The organism is Pseudomonas sp. 10S4, assembly GCF_034344865.1.
In the GTDB taxonomy this organism is placed as follows: domain Bacteria; phylum Pseudomonadota; class Gammaproteobacteria; order Pseudomonadales; family Pseudomonadaceae; genus Aquipseudomonas.
Genome location: NZ_CP133774.1, coordinates 368,472 through 387,339, shown reverse-complemented (window position 1 = coordinate 387,339; position 18,868 = coordinate 368,472). Strand labels below are relative to the sequence as shown.

The window sequence follows — 18,868 nt, the reverse complement described above, 5'->3', positions numbered from 1 at the left end:
CGAGGTCGAGGACATCAAGGGGCTCCCCCGACCAGGGGGTCGATGACGACCTGGGCTCCATTCGGGTCCCGGTCATCGTATATTCTGATCGAGACCCCGCAGTGCGCCCCGACCACAGGCTCGGTACTCCCCTGAATATTCGGCACGCCGATCCTCAAGACCCCGCTTTCGGGTTCACTGAGTGTGCTGCCGACTGTGTCGGCTTCTGGCGGATGCTGCGCCTCACTGACCCTGCGGGTGTTACCCACGATGAGTATTTCCCGTGAGGGTAATGGTTGCGTCCCGCCGTTGCCGTCAGTCCGGGTAAAGGAAAGCCGGGCGCTGCCGCCGGCAAGTACCTGGATATCGGCGTTGGCAATCTTGAAATTAAGCGTCGATTGGGTCTCGAGGGTTTGTGTTTCGGTGAGCACATGTGGCTCGCCTGTACGGTCCAGCCCTAACCAGTAAAGCGCCAGCGTGTCGCCGGGGTCAAAGTCTTGCGTATCGAGACGGACATCAAGCGCCTGGCTCCCCAGTTGGCTCAGGTAGAGGGTGTTCTGCTCGTCAACGCCCGCCACGGTCGGCGGTGCGGACTCATTGGCGTCGCTCTGGATCGTGACTGAGAGGCCCAGTGAGTGATCCGTGGCGCTGTTGCCGACTTCATCAACAATCCTGTAGTACAGAACGACTTCGCCATCACCGTTCTCGGCAAACATGTCCTTAAGCAGGGTAAAGGTCAGAGGCTTTTCGACTTCATCTGCTTCCACGGTATGGGGTATGGCGGACTTGCCGAATATCAGCGTCACCACATCGCCACGGCACATGTTTTCGTAAGGGACAACCGTGACCGTTTCATCCCGCAAGCCGCTCAGGAGGGGCGAGCTGAGCTGTGGTGCCGCCAACAGGTAATGCCCCGGCGCGTCCGGGTTCGGATCGATGCCGCCGGGCAAACGGGTTTTGACCAGCACCTTCTGCGGCACAGACCACTCAAGATTCACCCGATAAGTCACGCTGATCAAACCTTCGGGGATCAGCCTTGCCGGGATGTACTGGACGATCGGTTCGCCCGCGTAATCCACCTTGACCGGCAGCACCAGGACCAGGCGGTCGTCGATATACACCAATACACTGTCGCCGGGTTTGACCGAGTCGGAATCAATGCGGACCTGCAATCCAGACGCTTTGACCATGGCCTGATTGACGCCCAGGATCGCGCTATCGGCAAAGGGCAGCGCTGTCGGAATATCAATCGCCGGGCGCGGGCGTTTTTTTGGGATATGGAACGAATGCTCTTGGCGACGATAGTCAGTGCTCATGATCCGGGCTCCGGTGGCAGGGCGCATAAATGACAGTGGATGCATGGCTGATTGGATGCTTCAGGGATGGGGTTGGCTACTGTCAGAAATAACAGGTAGCGAGTGGTTTTCGATGAATGGTCATTGCGCAAGAGCGGGGCAGGAAGGCCCTCGCCAGACGGTCCATGTGAGACGGACTGCCCATCCCCAGGGGGTATAGAGTTACCGCACATGACCACTCGGCAATCTTCATCAAACTGTCACGCAACTGTGGCAGCGCGCTTGAACAAACTTCATCAGACTCGCGCTCTACTGGGGTTCTGCGTTTCGGTGTTTTTCATGCGTGTATTTCTCTTCCTGGCAGCGCTGTTGTTCGGCCTGCCGTCCTTTGCGGCTTCGCGATGCGATGTCAATGTTCCGACCGAGCACGTCGATCTGGATCAGGTGAGCCTGGCGTACCAGAGCATCGGCCGTGCGTCCGATCCGGCGTTGCTGTTGGTGATGGGCCTGGGCGGGCAGTTGATTCACTGGCCGGACGAGGTGGTGGTTGCGTTGTGTCAGCAGGGCTTTCGGGTGATTCGCTACGACAACCGCGACGTAGGGCTGTCGACCTGGCGCCAGGCCCCGGCCAACGCCAACCTGACTTTTGAAGTGTTGCGCTACAAGCTCGGTTTGCCGGTGGCGGCGCCGTACACGCTGACCGACATGTCTGAAGATGCGCTGGGGCTGATGGACGCCTTGCACATCGAGCAATTTCACGTGTTGGGCGCGAGTATGGGCGGGATGATCGCCCAGCACCTGGCAGCGATGGCGCCGCAACGGGTCGAGAGTCTGACGCTGATCATGACCAGTTCCGGGGCTGAAGGCTTGCCGGCGCCGAGTGCGGCGTTGGTGCAGTTATTGTCGCGGCGCAGTGCACCGAATCGCGAGGTGGCGTTGGAGCAGCAAGCCGATTTGCTCGCGGCGCTTAGCAGCCCAAACGTGAGTGATGATCGAAAGCTGCTGCTGCAACAGGCTGCCGCGTCGTACGACCGGGCCTTCAACCCCGAAGGCGTGAAGCGACCAGATCATGGCGATCCTCGCGGAGCCGAGCCGGGTGGCGTTGCTCAATCAATTGCGGGTGCCGACGCTGGTGGTGCACGGCACGGCGGATCCGTTGTTGCCGGTGATGCACGGCGTGCACCTGGCGGCGCATATCCGTGGCAGCCAGTTGAAACTGATTCCGGGCATGGCCCATCGTTTCCAGGAAGCGTTCAAGGCGCCGTTACTGGCGGCGGTGTTGCCGTACTTGCAGGCCCACCGCGAAGACACCTCGCATTGGGCGCAGATTGAGCCGGTGGAGACGCCGAATCTGTTGTAACACCCTCCGCATATTTGGTGGATGACGCTGTCCCCTGTGGGAGCGGGCTTGCTCGCGAAGGCGGTGTGTCAGCTGAATTGATGTTGGCTGACACTCCCTCTTCGCGAGCAAGCCCGCTCCCACATTGGATCTTCTGTGGCCGTGAGTCCTTGCCGGTCAGTTACGTCGCTGGAACAACGTTATCCAGCATCCGGTTCACCGCCAGTTCACCCAGCATGACCACTTGTTGAATCCCCAGCAGGGTGTTGCGTTGCGGCCCGTCCATCAACGCTGCGAAATCACTCATCATCACACTGGCCGAGGCCAGGGATTCGCAGGCGCTGGCCAGCAGGGTTTCGTGGTCCGCATCGACGGAGATGGAGAAGAGGGTGCTGGGTTTGCGCGGTGTGGTCTTCAGGGCGGCGGGGTTGAGGTAATAGTTAAGGGCGCGGTCGGCGGCCTCTTTGAGTTTTTTGGCGTCGAGCGATGGGTCGTGCGGGACCGGATCGGTTTCCGGTGGATTTGGCGTAATTTTGAACATAAGGGGGTACACCTCTAAGTAGAGCTGCAACCTGTCTCGCTACTAAACGGAAGGGTGGCAGCTGTGCGCAAGTTAGTAGACCGGATACCCACCTCAAATCCGGCGCATCCGAGGATGCCATGCGCACAGCTACCATCAAGTGCAGGCGAGAGCCTGACTGAACGACGCTTGTGCAACCGTATGAGAGGGATCGAGCCGGGCTACTAAACCCGATCACTGGAAATCAGTGATGCGAACAAAGTTACCGGCGACCCCCAAGGCGCACAAGCCGGCGGATTCTGGCTTACGTGTAGGCAACGACGCAAGGCGCTGTAGCCTCCCGGAAACTTTCGGAAACCGGTTTAAACAAACCCTTAAACACCACACAAATCCCCTCCCACAGGGGAACAGTGTGAACAACGGGATCTGCACGCTCGGACCTGTCGGGTGTATCGTTCGATCTTTGCGGCGCAATCAAAGACTGCGAGGTATGCGATGAGTAACTCCCTGAAAATCGATTTCGTCAGCGACGTGTCCTGCCCCTGGTGCGTCGTTGGCCTGTACGGCCTGACCCGGGCGCTGGACCAATTGGGTGACGAAGTGCAGGCCGAGATCCGTTTCCAGCCGTTCGAGCTGAACCCGAACATGGGCCCCGACGGCCAGAACATCACCGAACACATCACCGAAAAATACGGCTCGACCGCCGAGCAATCGCAGAAAAACCGCGAGATGATCCGCGCCCGTGGCGCCGAAGTCGGGTTTGCCTTCCGCACCGACGGCAACAGCCGCATCTACAACACCTTCGACGCCCACCGCTTGCTCTATTGGGCGGGGCTGGAAGGGTTGCAGTTCAATTTGAAAGAGGCGCTGTTCAAGGCGTATTTCACCGATGGCGGCAACCCGTCCGATCCTCGCCAATTGGCGCAGATCGCTGAAAGCGTCGGGCTGGACAAGGCGCGGGCCGAGGCGATTCTGGCGTCGGACGAGTACGTCAAAGAGGTCAAAGAAGAGGAACAGCTGTGGCTATCGCGCGGGGTAAGTTCGGTGCCGACGGTGGTGTTCAACGGCCAGTACGCGGTCAGTGGCGGGCAGCCGGTGGAAGCGTTTGTTGGGGCGATCCGGCAGATCATGAGTGAGGCCAAGGGCGGGAAGGTGAACTGACCCTGGAGAGAGGCTTTTGTGGCGAGGGAGCTTGCTCCCGCTGGGCTGCGAAGCAGCCCCAAAACCATCCGCCACGGTCCTTCAGATAAACCGTATTTGCAGAGTTTACGACTGCTGCGCAGCCGAGCGGGAGCAAGCTCCCTCGCCACAGGATGGTGGGAGCCTTGCGATTATCAGCGGACGATTTTGTCCACATGAATCCCCAGTTTCTTCAGCCGATACCAAAAGCTGCGCTCGGAAATCCCGATCAACTGCGCCGCCGCGGCCTGTACGCCGTTGCTCTGTTGCAGCGCCGCCAGAATGTAGCTCTTCTCGACTTCTGCCAGGGCCGCTTCCAGATCCGCCGGCACGCCGTTGTTTTCAACCAGCGGGACGCTGCCATCGCTCGGCCGTGAGGCAAACAGATACGCCGGCAGGTCATCCTCTTCGATCACCGTTCCGCTCGCGACGATGGTTGCCCGCTCAACGCAGTTTTGCAGTTCGCGAATATTCCCCGGCCATGAATAATTGGCCATGGCATTCAACGCTTCCGGGCTGAACCCGCTAAAGCGTTTGCCCGCCGCCGCGCCCAGGATGTGGGCGAAATGCCGGGCCAGCGGGGCGATGTCTTCGACCCGATCGCGCAGGGCCGGCAGCGGAATCGGGAACACGTTGAGGCGGTAGTACAAGTCTTCGCGAAACTCCTTGTTGGCCACCGCGTCCAGCAGGTTTTTGTTGGTGGCCGCGATCACTCGCACATCGACCTTGCGTTCGCGCGGGTCGCCCACCGGCTCGATCACCCGTTCTTGCAAGGCGCGGAGGATTTTCGCCTGCAAGGCCAATGGCATTTCGCCGATTTCATCGAGAAACAGCGTGCCTCTGTCCGCTTGTTGGAAGCGTCCGACCCGGTCCGCTACCGCGCCGGTAAACGCGCCTTTACGGTGGCCGAACATTTCGCTTTCCAGCAAGCCTTCGGGGATTGCTGCACAGTTGACGGCCACGAACGGTTTGTCGGCGCGGTTGCCATGTTTGTGGATCGCCCGGGCGACCATTTCCTTGCCAGTGCCGCTTTCGCCGGTCAGCAGGATGGTCGCGTTGCTTTCACGCACCGAATCGATCGCTTGCAGCACTTGCCGAAAACTCGGGCTGTCGCCCACCAGACTGTCGATCTGCTGGTGTTCATCGAGTTCGGCGCGCATGCGCTGGTTGTCTCTAAGGATGTCGCGAAATTGCAGGGCTTTGCTGACGGTGATGTCCATCTCGTCGATGTCGAACGGCTTGGCGATGTAGTCGAAGGCGCCGTTGCGCATCGACTGCACGGCATTTTTCACCGTGCTGTAGGCGGTCATGACGATCACCGGCAACTGCGGAAAGCGGTTTTTGATTTCCGCCAGCAATTGCGGGCCGTCCATGCCGGGCATGCGCCAGTCGCTGATCACCAGGTCGATGTCTTCGGCCTCCAGCACCTTGAGGGCGTGCAGGCCGTTGCCGGCGGTGAACACCGTGATCTCGTTCTGACTCAGGGCCGATGCCAGCAGGTCGCAGAGCTTGGGCTCGTCGTCGACCACCAGTACGTTATGTGTCATCGCTTGCCTCGTCGAAGTCTTCACCATGGGCCGGAATGTACAGGCTGAAGGTCGCCCCGGCATCTTTTTCGCTGGTGCATTCGATGCGCCCGTCATGGTTTTCCATGATCGAAAAGACCTTGGCCAGGCCCAGCCCGGTGCCGGAGGCCTTGGTCGTGACAAACGGGGTGAAAATTCGTTCGAGCATGTCTGGCTCAATGCCCATGCCGGTGTCCGCCACGCTGATCACGGTGAAGGTGGCATCACGACGAATGCCCAAGGTCAGTTGGCCGCCGTCGGGCATGGCGTCGATGGCGTTGACGATCAGGTTCAGCCCGGCCTGTTTGAGCTGGCGCGCATCGGCGTACAAGGTCGCGCCGGGGGCTTGATCGTCGATGTGCACCTCAATGTGATGGCTGGCCAGTTCCGGGGCGCAGAACCCGACCAGTTCATCGACCAACATCCGGGCCGGTTCGGTCGAACGCAGCGGCGCGCTGGGTTTGGCAAAGTCGAGGAAATCGGTGATCAGGTCGTTGATCCGGCTGACTTCGCTGACCACGTATTCCAGGTGACGCTTGTCGGTCTCGGGCAAATCGGCGCGCCGGTGCAACAGTTGGGTCGCGGTCTTGATGATGCCCAGCGGGTTACGGATTTCATGGGCCAGGCCCATGGCGACTTCGCCCAGTGCATGCAGACGGTCGCGGCGGCGCAGCTGCGATTCGAGGTTTTGCAATTCGCCGAGGCGTTCGCTCATGTGGTTGAAGGTGCTGCTCAACTCCGCCAGTTCATCGCCACCAGTCACCGACAAGCGTTGGCGATAATCCCCGGCAATCACCGCTTGCACGCCTTTGGACAAACCGCGCAACGGTTGGGTCAGGCGTTGCGAAACCAGCCAGCCAACGCCCAGGGAAGCGGCTGAGCTGAGCAGGAAGATCAGGATGAACAGGTTGCTCTGATTCACCAGCCCGACCAGGCTGGTGTGGCGCAGCAGACCACTGAAAATCACGCCCTGAAGATCGCCGTTTTCGTTGAGGATCGGCCGATAGATGCCGCTGTAACGGCTGGTGAATTGCTCGGTCGGCTGCTTGGTGGTGCGCAGGATCTGCTCGATTTTTTCCGGCACGGCCGCCGGGTGATCCTCGAAGCGCTGACTGGAGAAAATCTCCGAAAAGCTGTCGCCCTTGGCCAGGTACAGGCGCAAGTCCAGCGAGTGCACATCGGAGACACTGGTCAGGAAGCTGTTGTCGAGGTAGGTGGCAATCACCAGTTTGTAAGCGACGCCGTTCTGCTCGGTCTCGAAGGTCGACACCACTGCGCCGGTCGCGACACCGCCGATTTGCAAGGTTTGCAACACGGCTTTGGGCGCGGTGCTGATCTGCCGGATGATGTCATCGGCGGCGGTGCTGAACACCACGGCATGGTCGCTGCTGCGCACCAGGGCGACGGCGTCGATGCCCATGGAATCAGCGATGTCTGTGGTCATGCGGTTGTGGCGCCCCGAAAACTTATCAATCTGCGGGCGGGTGTAACGCAGAAACAACTGCGCCACTCGGGCGTTGTCCCGCAGGATTTCGCTGATCTCGTCCTCGACGATCTTGGTCGATTCTTGCAGCCAGATGCGCACGTTGCTGTCGAAGATCTGCGACAGGGTGGTGGCCGCAAGTTCGGCGGCGATCATGGTCGGGATCACGCTGACCAGCCAGAAGGCCAGGACCAGTTTGCGTTGCAGGCTCCAGCCGGAGAGGGCGAAGGGTCGGGCTTTGGCAGGTCGGTGTTTGGTCATCGGGTTTCGCTTGTCGAAAGCCATGGCGGGTCGGTTCAGTTCGAATCGATAAACAGGTTCACTACAGGATATTGGGTGATGCCTTGGTCAATACAGTAGCCGACATTGCCCCGCCAGTGGCGACCCGTCTACAACCGGGTGCGCCAGGCTGTCAGGCTAACTGCCGATACTCTTCGCGCAGGGGGAGCGGGGCGGAGCGTTGTTGCATGAAGCGCTGATCGATGAAGTCCACGCTCAGTTCAATCACCCGGCGATATTGCAGGTCGACGGTGATCATGTGATAGCAGTCATCCAGCAACACTTTGACCACCGGCCCGCCGAGCTTGCGTTCAACGTAATCGGCGTTCCAGCGGCTGGTGATGTCGTCTTCGATGGAGTGCACCACCAACGCAGGCGTGGTGATCGACGGCATGCGTTTTTTCACGACGGCGTTCAGACGGTGCAGTTCGCGCACAGTGACGCCTTCCATGGTCAGCAAACCGGCCTGGCTGCTTTCGCCTTCCTTCATCTGACGCTCGACGATCGCCCGCAGGCGTTCGTTCTTGATGCCGTAAGGTGGTTTTTCTTCGAAGCTGCACAGGTTCACGCCGAACGGGATTTTCATCAGCAATGGCGTGAGGAACGCCAGTTTGTTGATGCTCCAGCCGTCGTAGCGCAGGGTGGTCGAATACAGCATCAGCCCTTCGATTTGCCCCGGGTGCTCGGCTGCCATGTACATCGACATGACCGCGCCCATGGACAAGCCACCGACGAATACGCGTTCGTGCTTGCGCCGTACACCGACGAAGGTGTTGCGCGCGCTTTCGTACCAGTCGCGCCAGCCAGTGGCTTGCAGGTCGGCGTTACCACCGCAGTGCCCGGCCAGGGTGGGCACGTAGACCGTGTGCCCGGCTTTCGCCAGGCCCATGGCCACCCGACGGAGTTCCGTCGGGGTGCCGGTGAGGCCGTGGATCAACACCACCGCGACCTCCCCTGTGCCGAGAACGAAACCGGCGTTGCCTTCGCCAAGATCGATCTCGTCGTGGTTCATCGTTTCATTGCCCGGTGCAGCAGACGGTCGAGCAGGGCCAGACCGAGGTCGATTTCCGGGTAGCTGATTTCCAGCGACGGCGCCAGGGTGATCACGTTCTTGTAGTAGCCGCCCACGTCGAGGATCAGGCCCAGGCGTTTGCCATCAACTTCGATGTCGCCCTTCATGCCTTCGTCGACCATGAAGTCCAGGGTGGCCTTGTCCGGAGTGAAACCGTCCGGGCCGCAGATTTCGCAGCGCAGAGCCAGGCCCAGGCCATCGACGTCGCCGATGATCGGGTAGCGTTTTTGCAGTTCTTTCAGGCCTTCAAGGAAGTATTTGCCCTTGGCCATAACCATCGCGCCGTAGTCGACTTCGCTGGTCATTTTGAACATTTCCAGACCTACCGCGGTGCCCAATGGGTTGGACGCGAAGGTGGAGTGAGTCGAACCTGGCGGGAAGATTTTCGGGTTGATCAGTTCTTCTTTGGCCCAGATGCCGCCCAGCGGGTTTAGGCCGTTGGTCAGCGCTTTACCGAAGACGATCACGTCCGGTTTGACGTCGAAGTGTTCGATCGACCACAGCTTGCCGGTGCGCCAGAAACCCATCTGGATTTCGTCGACGACCATCAGGATGCCGTGCTGATCCAGCACTTGCTTGAGTTCGCTGTAGAAGTTCATCGGCGGGGATGACGATGCCGCCATCGCCCTGGATCGGCTCGACGAAGAACGCCGCGTATCTCGCACTGGTTGGTTTTCGGGTCCCAAACGCCGTTGTATTCAGTCTCGAACAGGCGAGCGAAATTCTGCACGCACTGGCTGCCGTATTCTTCCTTGGTCATGCCTTTTGGGCCGCGGAAGTGGTACGGGAACGGGATGAAGTTGGCGCGCTCGCCGAAGTGACCGTAGCGGCGACGATAGCGGAAGCTGGAGGTGATCGACGACGCGCCGAGGGTACGGCCGTGGTAGCCGCCTTCGAAGGCGAACATCAGGCTCTTGCCGTTGGAAGCGTTACGCACGACTTTCAGCGAGTCTTCGATGGACTGCGAACCGCCGACGTTGAAGTGCACGCGACCGTCGAGGCCGAACTTGTTCTTGGCATCGACGGCGATCATTTCCGACAGCTCGATTTTGCCTTTGTGCAGGTATTGGCTGGCGATCTGCGGCAGGGTGTCGATCTGCTGTTTCAGCGCGTTGTTCAGGCGCGGGTTGGCGTAACCGAAGTTAACGGCCGAGTACCACATTTGCAGGTCGAGGTAAGCCTGGTCTTCGGTGTCCCAGACGTAGGAACCTTCGCAACGGCTGAAAATACGCGGCGGATCGATGTAGTGAACGGTGTCGCCGTAAGAGCAGTACTTGGCTTCTTTATCCAGAAGCACCTGGTCTTCGGGAGTAGCAATTCGGATATCAGACATGATTGAAGAGTTCCTGATTGTTTGACGCGTAGTCAGAAGTGGTTTCAAGGGCGAAAGCGGTAGCGTTGGCTGCGCGGCCGGCCGGCAGTTGGGCCAGCAGGGCCGGGATCTCGGCGAAACTGTCGAAGCGGGCGTAGGCAATGCCGTTGCGCTCGCAGTGCTCGGCCAGGCGATCCTTGGCGAACACGAAGTCGGCGGTGGAGGCCACGCACATGTCGGACTGACCGTCGCCGATCACCAACACGCGTTTGGTCTTGGGCGTGGACTTGCATTTGCAGTTGCCGGAAGCGGCGCGGCAGGCATCGCTGGAGTATGGAAAGTCGATGCGCCAGCTCTCGTGATCGAGTTGACGCAAACGGTTGGCGAGGATCGGCAACAGGGTCACGTAGTTGCGCGCGAGGATTCGCGCGATGCCTTGTTCGATGCCGTCGCTGACCACTTCAAGGGAGGCGCCGAGGCCGATCACGTGATCGACGAAGTCGGGGAAGTCCGGATCGATTTCGATCGTGTCGAAAAAGGCGAGCAGGTCGGTCGGCGTGGCCTTGACCAGCGAGAGCTGGCGGCTGAGGCACTCACGCGAACCAATGTCGCCTCGCAGCCACTCATCTTCGATCGCTTCCCAGCTTGGGTCGGCGAAACGCTGGAGGATGCTGTCGATCACGTCGGTGCGGGTGATGGTCCCGTCGAAATCACACACGATATGCCAATCATTCATCTGCTTTACCTATTGAGCAGGGCGCGCTGTTTGCGCTTGCCAAGGGGGTAGAGCAGGGACTGTGCCAACCCGGTCTGGCCCCGTATTGCCGGGGTTGTGGTAGGGGGTTGTGTCAGGCAAGCTACAATTTTTGTAGCTTGCTACAAACAACATGAGTGCTTGCGCAGGATCGGCAAAACGAGGATTGATGCGCGCATGTTCAGATAAGGAAGTGCCTCATGGTGAGGATTACAGTTGTTTTATTCGCGGCGCTGACGTGCCTGCCAGCCCAAGTCATGGCCGAAGGCATCACAGGTGAAGCGGGTTTGGGCCTGAGTTATCAGCCCCACGATCCGACCGGCAGCCGTAATGAAACCCGGCCGGTGCCGTATCTGGATCTGGACTGGGGCGATGTCAGCCTCAGCACTGACGACGGTTTGACCTGGAGCGCCTTGAAGGCCAATGGTTTCAGCGCCGGGCCGTTTCTGAATTACCTGCCGGGGCGCACTGCCAACGGTGATTTGCAAGGCTTGCACGATGTGCCGGATATGGGCGTCGTCGGTGGTTTTGTGCAGTACGCACCGGCTGATTTCTGGCGGGTATTTGCCTCGATCGGCGAGGCCATCGGCGGGCCGGACGGCGTGGTCGGGCGCTTGGGTGGCGAGATCGGTTATCCACTGGGTGGCGGCGTGATCGGCAGTAGTAATCTGACCGCGCACTTCGCCGATGCCCAGCAAAATCAGGCGTTTTTCGGCGTCAGTGCTCACGCCTCGCAGAACTCGGGCATTGCCCGGTACAACGCCAGTGGTGGTTTGCAGAATGTCGCGCTGACCCAGAGCTTCGAATTTCCACTGACCCCGCATTGGTCGCTGGTGACCAGCGCCAGCTGGATTCACCTGACCGGTTCGGCGGCGGACAGCAGCATCGTCAAACAGGTGGGGAATCCCGATCAGGGTGAAGTGCAGGCTGCGGTGGCTTACAAGTTCAAATAACCTGAAAACACTCAGATCTCTGTGGCGAGCGAGCTTGTGTGGCGAGGGGCTTGCCCCCGTTCGGCTGCGAAGCAGTCGTAAACCTGCCAATGTGATTCTACTGACAGATTGCTGGGGCCGCTGCGCCCCCGACGGGAGCAAGCTCCCTCGCCACAATGGATCGCGTAGCCCTCAGGTTTGTTCGCCTTCCGCCAACAACGCAATCCCACCAATAATCACCGCCACGCCCACCCAGTGCAGCAGGCTGATCTGCTCGCCCAGCCCCAGCCACGAACCCAATAACACCCCGACGAATACCAGCGAACTGAGCGGAAACGCCAGGGACAGACTGCTGCGGCGCAAAATCAGCATCCACACGAAGAACGCGCCGATGCCGCAGCCCACCGCAAACAGTACGCCGGGGTCGACGATCACGGCTTGTAGCCATTGCAGGCTGAAGGTCATCTGCCCCAACTGATCGCCGCCGACTTTGGTCGCGATCTGCCCGGCACTCTCCAGAAGAATCAACAGCGCCCAGAGCACTACAGTGCCGAATCGCCCGTGCAGCCAATCCATCGAGTTGTTCCTTTTGCTGATCAATTGAGCGTCAGGCATGGCCGGCACACACGAGCATCACGCCCACCGTAATCACCAGGGTTGCAAGCCAGCGTCGGCGGCTGACGGTTTCACCGAGCACCACTTTGCCCGCCAGCACCACGCCGCAATAGGCCAGGGCTCCTGCGGGGAACAACAGGCTCAGAGGCGCGCGGGACAGGGCTTCCAGCCAGACGAAAAACTCCAGCGCATAAGCGCCGATACCGGCCCACAGCAGCGGTGCGTTGAACACCTGGCCCCAGAACGCGTTCAGCCGGAAACCGCCTTCCAGTTCTGGCAAACGGTCCAGGCCGAGCTTGAAGCAGAGCTGGCCGATGACGTCCAGCACGATGGAAAAGGCGACCAGCAGCACGACGGTCAGCGTCAGGTCGGGATCTAAGAAGGTCACGGTCAGGATTCACCCTTTGGCGGGCGCTCTCAGACACCAGGGTTCATCACACATGAAGGCCGGCCGAGAGGGCTTTGGGGGTAAATGCAAGGGACGGGCCAGTCATCAGCGCCGCAGTCCCACATTAGATTTTGGTGATCAACTGGTCAGGCGTGGACGCGTACCCAAACGCTGACGAGCACGGTCGCGGCGATCAACCAGCCTACCGCAGCCACCGCCAACGAAGCCTCCAACCGCATCCGGTCGACCATCACGTACAACGTCGCCAAATAGACGAAGTACGGAATGATCGACCACATGCCAAACACGATGGTGGTCTTCAAATCGTCTACCGAACGACCCTTTCCAACGATGTAATGCGCAATCAAGGCAAAGGTCGGAAACAGCGGCACCAAGCCTGCGATGTAGTAGTTTTTGGTTTTGGCCAGCGCGGCGAGGATCAGCACCACACCCGCGCCCAGAGCAGCCTTGAGAATCAGGTCCATCAGTGGCTCAACCCATACTTCTTAACTTTATCGAACAGCGTGGTCTTGGCCATTCCCAGTTCCAGGCTGGCCTGGGTCAGGTTGCCGCCGCTGCGTTGCAAGGCGTCGTTGAGCAAGTTGCGTTCGAAGGCTTCCACCGCTTCGGCGAAGGCCAGGCCCTGATTGCTGCCGCTGGCACCGGACTTCTTGAAGGCTGGCAGACCGAGGGCAAAACGCTCGGCGACGTTGCGCAGTTCGCGCACGTTGCCCGGCCAGTCGTGGCTCATGAGGTTGGACAGGGTCTGGTTATCCAGGTCCGGCACCGCGCGGTCAAAACGCAGGGACGACTGCTGCAGGAAATGCTCGAACAGTTGCAGGATGTCTTCGCGACGTTCGCGCAGTGGAGGCAGTTCCAGGGTCACCACATTGAGACGGTAATACAGGTCGCTACGGAATTCGCCGGCCTTGCTCGACTCATCCAGATCGGACTTGGTCGCTGCAATCACCCGGCAATCCACCGCCACGCTCTGGTTCGAACCGAGGCGTTCGAGGGTACGTTCCTGCAACACCCGCAGCAGTTTGATCTGCAACGGCAACGGCATGCTTTCCACTTCGTCGAGGAACAGCGTGCCGCCATCGGCGTGTTCGATCTTGCCGATCCGCCGTTTGCCAGCGCCGGTGAAGGCGTTGGCTTCGTGGCCGAAGATTTCGCTTTCGAAGAGGTTCTCTGGCAGGCCGCCGCAGTTCAGCGCGACGAATTGCTTGGTGTGCCGACGACTGAAGTCATGCAGGCAACGGGCGACCAGTTCTTTACCCGTCCCGGTCTCGCCTTCAATTAGCACGTTAGCCGAGGTATCGGCGACGTTGGCGATTAATTCGCGCAGGTTCTGCATCGCAGGCGAGCGGCCGATGATCCGGCCCTCGAGGGAATCACGCTCGGCGAGTTGCCGGCGCAGCGACGAGACTTCACGGGCCAGGCTGCGTTGTTCCAGCGCTCGCCGGGCGACGTCTACCAGACGTTCCGGGGAGAACGGTTTCTCCATGAAATCGTAGGCGCCTTTCTGCATCGCGCCGACGGCCATGGAGATGTCGCCGTGGCCGGTGATCAGCACCACCGGCAGGCTGCGATCCCGGGCCTTGAGCCGGGTCAATAATTCCAGGCCATCGATGCCCGGCAGGCGGATATCGCTGATGACGATGCCGGCAAAGTTCTCGCCGACTCGCTCCAACGCTTCTTCGGCGCTGCCCACGCCGACGCAGGGAATGTCTTCCAGGGTCAGCGCCTGTTGGCAGCCGAGCAACACATGGGGGTCGTCTTCGACGATCAGCACACTAAGGTCGTTGTTCATATTGGCTCGGCGGGAGTGGGGCTTACCAACGGTAAACTGAGGACGAAGGTGGTGCCACCGCTGGCCGGGTGTTCGACACCCAAGTGGCCGCCAGTGGCCGCGGCCAGGCTGGCGGAGAGGGTCAGGCCGAGGCCCAGGCCCTGTGCGCCGGGTTTGGTGGTGAAGAACGGTTCGAACAAATGCTTGCGCGCTTCGGCGTCGATGCCGTGGCCGTTGTCGCGCACCCGCAGGCGATATTTGCCGTCGAACTCTTCGCCTTCCAGCCACAGTTCCGGTAGCGGTTGGGCCTGCATGGCGTCGAGGGCATTGCCGATCAGGTTGACCAGAATCTGTTCAAGCCGCGTCTGGTCGATCTGCACCTGCACATCTTTGAAGTCGCGATGCGGTTGCAGGTGAGCGCTTTCCACCCGACTGCCGAGCAGTTGTAGCGCCGCGTCGACGGCTTTGCCCAGACTGGCCTGGCCCTTGTCATCGCCGCGTTTGGCGAAGGAGCGCAGGCTGGCGGTGATCCGGCCCATGCGGTCGATCAGTTCGTTGATGGTTTTCAGGTTGGTGCTGGCGACGTCCAGCTGACCGCGCTCGAGGAAGCGCACGGTGTTGCCGGACAAGGTCCGCAGCGCGGCCAGTGGCTGGTTCAATTCGTGGGCAATGCTGGTCGACATCTGGCCGATGGCCGCCAGTTTACCGGCCTGGACCAGTTCATCCTGAGCCCGGCGTAACGTCTCTTCGGCCTGGCGGCGTTCGCGGATCTGACCTTTGAGCCGTTCGTTGCTGGCCCGCAGGTCGGTGGTGCGTTCGGTAATCCGACGCTCCAGTTGATTGTTGGCTTCCTGCAAGGCTTCCCGGGCGGCGAGGCGGGTGGCGATGACCTTGCGCCGTTCGTTCCAGGCAATCAGCAGGAACGCCACCAAGGCAAACGCCACGGCCACCAGAATCCCCTGATTGATTGCTTCACGACGTAAGTCTGCCAGCGGCGTGAGCAGGGTGAAATTCCACGGGGTGTCGCTCAAGGGCCGGGTCTGGGCCAGGTAGGTGATGTCTTGTTCGTCGGAGGCCAGTTCGCTGTTGGCGGGGAACGTCAGTTTCTCCACGCCTTCGGCCAGGGTTTCGCGGGCCAGGGGTTGCAGTTCGTTCAGCGGGAACCAGTAGTACTGAAGGCTGCGGGCGAGTTTTTCCTTGGTCTCGTCGCTCAGCGGCACCACTGACTTGAGCCGCCGCGCCGGATCGCTGGAGAGAATGATGATGCCGTTCTCATCGCTGACGAAGGCTTCCAGGCGCGCGCGCTGCCAGCGTTCTTCCATGGCTTCGAGACGCACCTTGACCACCGCGACGCCGATGATCTTGCCGTGTTCTTCGAGGCCGTGAGCCAGGTAATAACCGGGTTCGCCGTTGGTGCTACCGATGCCGTAGAACCGCCCCGGCTGGCCTCGGATGGCATTCTGGAAATAGGCACGGAAGGACAGGTCTTCACCGAGGTAACTGTCGACATCGCGCCAGTTGCTGGTGGCCAAAACGCGACCGGTGGTGTCCATCACATAGATAGCCCGACTGCGGCTGCGCCGGTTCAGGCCTTCAAGGTAATCGTTGACCGTTTGCCGGGTTTGCGGCGTTGGGTCGTCGAGCAGTTTTGAAACACTGGATTCAAGTTCCAGCAGGCTGGGCAGGTAGGTGTACTTGCTGATCTCGCTCTCGACGGCGCGGGCGTGCAGTTCCAGCTGACGCTGGCCGTTCTCGCTGAGGCTGCGAATCCCGTAGTGCTCACTGACCCAGAAGCCGATGTAACCCAACCCGATCATCAGGGCGATGACCAGCGGCGGCAGGAACAGATGGCGAATCAGACGGGGTTTCACGGCGAGTGATGGCGGCGCTGCGCGATAGAGAGTGGGGTCGCATTTCATCACAGATGCCTTGGGTCAACCACAACACAAATCTAGAAGCCACCGCCGATCCAATGTGGGAGCGGGCCTGTGGTGAGGGGGCTTGTCGGAACGCCGCATCGCCCCGTTCGGCTGCGAAGCAGTCGTAAACCCATTGCATGCGGTTTAACTTTGAAATGCCGGGGCCGCTTCGCGACCCAACGGGGCAAGCCCCTCACCACACAAACCCGCTCCCACAGTTGGGGAGCGGTGCCTTTCTTAGTGCTGCAAAATCTTCTCGAGGAAGTGCTGCGCACGCTCGGAGCGGGCGTTGATGTCGCCGAAGAACTCCTCTTTCGGGCAGTCTTCAATGATCTTGCCAGCGTCCATGAAGATCACCCGGTCGGCCACTTTACGGGCGAAGCCCATTTCGTGGGTCACACACATCATGGTCATGCCTTCCTGGGCCAGTTGCACCATCACGTCGAGCACTTCGTTGACCATTTCCGGGTCGAGGGCCGAGGTCGGTTCGTCGAACAGCATGACGATCGGGTCCATGGCCAGCGCACGGGCAATCGCCACACGCTGTTGCTGGCCACCGGAGAGTTGGCCCGGATGCTTGTGAGCGTGGGCCGACAAACCGACGCGCTCCAGCAATTGCAGGCCTTTCTTGGTGGCTTCTTCCTTGCTGCGGCCCAACACCTTGATCTGCGCGATGGTCAGGTTTTCGGTGATAGTCAGGTGCGGGAACAGCTCGAAATGCTGGAACACCATGCCCACCCGCGAACGCAGTTTCGGCAGGTTGGTCTTTGGGTCGGCGATGGACGTGCCATCGACGATCACGTCGCCTTTCTGGAACGGTTCGAGCGCGTTGACGCATTTGATCAGGGTCGATTTGCCTGAGCCCGACGGGCCACAGACCACAATCACCTCGCCTTTTTTGACCTCGGTGCTGCAATCAGTCAGTACCTGGAAGTCGCCATACCACTTGTTGATGTTCTTGATAGAGATCATACGGCAAACCTTTTTTGCAGACGCTTGACCAGCAGCGAGGCGGCAAAGCTGATTGTGAAGTACACGAGACCTGCGAAGATCAGGAACTCATTGGAGCGGCCGATGATGTCGCCACTGGCGCGCGAGGCATTGAGGAAGTCCACCAGGCCGACGGTGTAGACCAGCGAGGTGTCCTGAAACAGGATGATGCTTTGTTGCAGCAACAGCGGGGTCATCTTGCGGAACGCTTGCGGCAGGATGATCAAGCGCATCATCTGGCCGTAGCTCATGCCCAGTGCCTGGGCTGCGCCCATCTGGCCCTTGGGAATCGACTGCACGCCAGCGCGGACGATTTCGCAGAAGTACGCCGCTTCGAACATCATGAACGCCACGATGCACGAGGTGAACGCGCCGATCGGGGTGTCTTCGCCGGTGATCCAGCGCAGCACGAACGGCACCGCCAGGTAGAACCAGGTGAGACCAGCAGCAGCGGGATCGAACGGAAGTAGTTCACGTAGGCGCCGGCAACCCGCGACAGCAGTTTGCTCGACGACAGGCGCATCAGCGCCAGGATGGTGGCCGAGGATCAGCCCGCCGATGATGCCCAGCGTCATCAGTTGCAGGGTCATGACCATGCCGTTCCACAGGCCGGGCAGGGACGGAATAATGCCGCTGAAATCGAAATCCATCATTTACCCCCTACGGAGATCAGGCCGGGTACGGCGACTTTCTTCTCGACCAGGCGCATCAGCAGCATCAGGCTCATGTTCAGGGTGAAGTAGATCAGGGTCGCCAGGGTGAAGGCTTCGAACAGGTTGGCGGAGAATTCGGCAGTCTGTTTGGTCTGCGCGAGCAGCTCCATCAGGCCGATCAGCGAGGCCACGGACGAGTTCTTGAAGACGTTCAGAAATTCCGAGGTAAGCGGCGGAATGATGATGCGGTAGGCCTGGGGCAGCAGCACGTTCCAGTAGATCTGCGGCAGCTTGAAGCCCATGGCACGCGCGGCGGATTCCTGGCCACGTGGCAACGCCTGAATGCCGGTGCGCACTTGTTCGCAAACGCGAGCAGCGGTGAACAGACCCAGGCACACGACAACGCTCAGGTAGGCCGAGGTGGTCGGGTTCAGGTCTTGCTTGTACCAGTCCTGCAGGTTTTGCGGCAGCAGATCGGGCACCAGGAAGTACCAGATGAACAGCTGAACCAGCAGCGGCACGTTACGGAAGAGTTCGACGTAGCAGGTCGCGATGCCCGATACGACGCGGTTCGGTACGGTGCGCATGACACCCAGGATCGAGCCCAGCAGCAAGGCAACAATCCACGCCACGACGGCGATGGCGATAGTCCAGCCCAAACCGGAGATGTACCAGTCGAGATAGGTCTCGCTGCCCACGCCGGTGGACTTGAAGAACACGCCCCAGTCCCAGTTGTAATTCATTAGGGTCTCCCCTCGGATCGATCAATGTACAAGTGCCCGCTTGGGGAAGCTCCGTTCCC

15 protein-coding genes and 3 pseudogenes are annotated in these 18,868 nt (G+C 60.3%); 3 read left to right on the top strand and 15 right to left on the bottom strand.

Features of this window, described 5'->3' with window-relative positions; all coding sequences use genetic code 11:
- Window positions 1-14 precede the first annotated feature (14 nt).
- Window positions 15-1,295 carry a hypothetical protein gene (locus RHM58_RS01850; RefSeq protein WP_322269523.1) on the bottom strand — a complete coding sequence of 427 codons (1,281 nt, stop codon included), beginning with the start codon at window positions 1,293-1,295 and terminating at the stop codon, window positions 15-17.
- A gap of 318 nt (window positions 1,296-1,613) precedes the next feature.
- Here RHM58_RS01850 and RHM58_RS01845 point away from each other — a divergent pair.
- Window positions 1,614-2,634, top strand: a pseudogene (locus RHM58_RS01845) (alpha/beta fold hydrolase).
- A 160-nt stretch (window positions 2,635-2,794) separates the two neighbouring features.
- Here the strand turns inward: RHM58_RS01845 and RHM58_RS01840 are convergent.
- Window positions 2,795-3,154, bottom strand: a complete 360-nt coding sequence (locus RHM58_RS01840; protein WP_201256395.1) for a DUF6124 family protein — start codon at window positions 3,152-3,154, stop codon at window positions 2,795-2,797.
- A gap of 474 nt (window positions 3,155-3,628) precedes the next feature.
- Between RHM58_RS01840 and RHM58_RS01835 the strand changes: the two genes are divergently transcribed.
- Complete coding sequence (locus tag RHM58_RS01835; protein WP_201256396.1) at window positions 3,629-4,294, top strand: DsbA family oxidoreductase; 666 nt, start codon at window positions 3,629-3,631, stop codon at window positions 4,292-4,294.
- A gap of 173 nt (window positions 4,295-4,467) precedes the next feature.
- Here the strand turns inward: RHM58_RS01835 and RHM58_RS01830 are convergent, their stop codons facing one another.
- From RHM58_RS01830 to RHM58_RS01810, 5 genes and pseudogenes are all read right to left on the bottom strand, one after another.
- On the bottom strand, window positions 4,468-5,859 hold the full coding sequence (locus RHM58_RS01830) for a sigma-54-dependent transcriptional regulator (RefSeq protein ID WP_201256397.1): 1,392 nt from the start codon (window positions 5,857-5,859) through the stop codon (window positions 4,468-4,470).
- On the bottom strand, window positions 5,849-7,621 hold the full coding sequence (locus RHM58_RS01825) for a sensor histidine kinase (RefSeq protein WP_201256398.1): 1,773 nt from the start codon (window positions 7,619-7,621) through the stop codon (window positions 5,849-5,851). The genes RHM58_RS01830 and RHM58_RS01825 overlap by 11 nt, the downstream gene beginning before the upstream one ends.
- A gap of 151 nt (window positions 7,622-7,772) precedes the next feature.
- Entirely contained in the window at window positions 7,773-8,651 is an 879-nt protein-coding gene (locus tag RHM58_RS01820; protein ID WP_201256399.1) for an alpha/beta hydrolase, read from the bottom strand.
- A pseudogene (locus RHM58_RS01815) lies at window positions 8,648-10,044 on the bottom strand (aspartate aminotransferase family protein). The gene RHM58_RS01820 and the pseudogene RHM58_RS01815 overlap by 4 nt, the downstream one beginning before the upstream one ends.
- Window positions 10,037-10,759 carry an HAD-IB family phosphatase gene (locus RHM58_RS01810; protein WP_201256401.1) on the bottom strand — a complete coding sequence of 241 codons (723 nt, stop codon included), beginning with the start codon at window positions 10,757-10,759 and terminating at the stop codon, window positions 10,037-10,039. The pseudogene RHM58_RS01815 and the gene RHM58_RS01810 overlap by 8 nt, the downstream one beginning before the upstream one ends.
- 218 nt (window positions 10,760-10,977) lie before the next feature.
- Here RHM58_RS01810 and RHM58_RS01805 point away from each other — a divergent pair, with 218 nt between their 5' ends.
- Window positions 10,978-11,730, top strand: a complete 753-nt coding sequence (locus RHM58_RS01805) for a MipA/OmpV family protein (RefSeq protein ID WP_201256402.1) — start codon at window positions 10,978-10,980, stop codon at window positions 11,728-11,730.
- A 171-nt stretch (window positions 11,731-11,901) separates the two neighbouring features.
- Here RHM58_RS01805 and RHM58_RS01800 read toward each other — a convergent pair whose 3' ends face one another.
- From RHM58_RS01800 to RHM58_RS01765, 8 genes and pseudogenes are all read right to left on the bottom strand, one after another.
- Window positions 11,902-12,285: an EamA family transporter gene (locus RHM58_RS01800; protein ID WP_322269521.1), complete on the bottom strand. Its 384-nt coding sequence runs from the start codon at window positions 12,283-12,285 to the stop codon at window positions 11,902-11,904.
- 31 nt (window positions 12,286-12,316) lie between these two features.
- The gene (locus RHM58_RS01795; protein WP_090188490.1) at window positions 12,317-12,691 is read right to left on the bottom strand and encodes a transporter; all 375 of its coding nucleotides are present in this window, start codon (window positions 12,689-12,691) and stop codon (window positions 12,317-12,319) included.
- Window positions 12,692-12,858: 167 nt separating this feature from the next.
- Window positions 12,859-13,188 (bottom strand): GlpM family protein, encoded by a 330-nt coding sequence (locus tag RHM58_RS01790; protein WP_201193861.1) that lies wholly within the window; start codon window positions 13,186-13,188, stop codon window positions 12,859-12,861.
- An 8-nt stretch (window positions 13,189-13,196) separates the two neighbouring features.
- Entirely contained in the window at window positions 13,197-14,525 is a 1,329-nt protein-coding gene (locus tag RHM58_RS01785; protein ID WP_201206351.1) for a sigma-54-dependent transcriptional regulator, read from the bottom strand.
- Window positions 14,522-16,423, bottom strand: coding sequence for a sensor histidine kinase (locus tag RHM58_RS01780; RefSeq protein ID WP_322269519.1), 1,902 nt, complete (start codon window positions 16,421-16,423; stop codon window positions 14,522-14,524). Before RHM58_RS01780 ends, RHM58_RS01785 begins: the two co-directional genes overlap by 4 nt.
- A gap of 237 nt (window positions 16,424-16,660) precedes the next feature.
- Window positions 16,661-17,395, bottom strand: a complete 735-nt coding sequence (locus RHM58_RS01775; RefSeq protein WP_201206348.1) for an amino acid ABC transporter ATP-binding protein — start codon at window positions 17,393-17,395, stop codon at window positions 16,661-16,663.
- Window positions 17,392-18,063, bottom strand: a pseudogene (locus tag RHM58_RS01770) (amino acid ABC transporter permease). The gene RHM58_RS01775 and the pseudogene RHM58_RS01770 overlap by 4 nt, the downstream one beginning before the upstream one ends.
- Window positions 18,063-18,809 (bottom strand): amino acid ABC transporter permease, encoded by a 747-nt coding sequence (locus RHM58_RS01765; protein WP_201193826.1) that lies wholly within the window; start codon window positions 18,807-18,809, stop codon window positions 18,063-18,065. Before RHM58_RS01765 ends, RHM58_RS01770 begins: the two are co-directional and overlap by 1 nt.
- Window positions 18,810-18,868 lie beyond the last annotated feature (59 nt).

What these genes read in the sequence shown, in the direction of transcription:
- RHM58_RS01850 (WP_322269523.1), bottom strand. Translation starts at nt 1,295, where the DNA reads ATGAGCACTGACTATCGTCGCCAAGAGCATTCGTTCCATATCCCAAAA.
- RHM58_RS01840 (WP_201256395.1), bottom strand. Translation starts at nt 3,154, where the DNA reads ATGTTCAAAATTACGCCAAATCCACCGGAAACCGATCCGGTCCCGCAC.
- RHM58_RS01835 (WP_201256396.1), top strand. Translation starts at nt 3,629, where the DNA reads ATGAGTAACTCCCTGAAAATCGATTTCGTCAGCGACGTGTCCTGCCCC.
- RHM58_RS01830 (WP_201256397.1), bottom strand. Translation starts at nt 5,859, where the DNA reads ATGACACATAACGTACTGGTGGTCGACGACGAGCCCAAGCTCTGCGAC.
- RHM58_RS01825 (WP_201256398.1), bottom strand. Translation starts at nt 7,621, where the DNA reads ATGACCAAACACCGACCTGCCAAAGCCCGACCCTTCGCCCTCTCCGGC.
- RHM58_RS01820 (WP_201256399.1), bottom strand. Translation starts at nt 8,651, where the DNA reads ATGAACCACGACGAGATCGATCTTGGCGAAGGCAACGCCGGTTTCGTT.
- RHM58_RS01810 (WP_201256401.1), bottom strand. Translation starts at nt 10,759, where the DNA reads ATGAATGATTGGCATATCGTGTGTGATTTCGACGGGACCATCACCCGC.
- RHM58_RS01805 (WP_201256402.1), top strand. Translation starts at nt 10,978, where the DNA reads ATGGTGAGGATTACAGTTGTTTTATTCGCGGCGCTGACGTGCCTGCCA.
- RHM58_RS01800 (WP_322269521.1), bottom strand. Translation starts at nt 12,285, where the DNA reads ATGGATTGGCTGCACGGGCGATTCGGCACTGTAGTGCTCTGGGCGCTG.
- RHM58_RS01785 (WP_201206351.1), bottom strand. Translation starts at nt 14,525, where the DNA reads ATGAACAACGACCTTAGTGTGCTGATCGTCGAAGACGACCCCCATGTG.
- RHM58_RS01780 (WP_322269519.1), bottom strand. Translation starts at nt 16,423, where the DNA reads ATGAAATGCGACCCCACTCTCTATCGCGCAGCGCCGCCATCACTCGCC.
- RHM58_RS01775 (WP_201206348.1), bottom strand. Translation starts at nt 17,395, where the DNA reads ATGATCTCTATCAAGAACATCAACAAGTGGTATGGCGACTTCCAGGTA.
- RHM58_RS01765 (WP_201193826.1), bottom strand. Translation starts at nt 18,809, where the DNA reads ATGAATTACAACTGGGACTGGGGCGTGTTCTTCAAGTCCACCGGCGTG.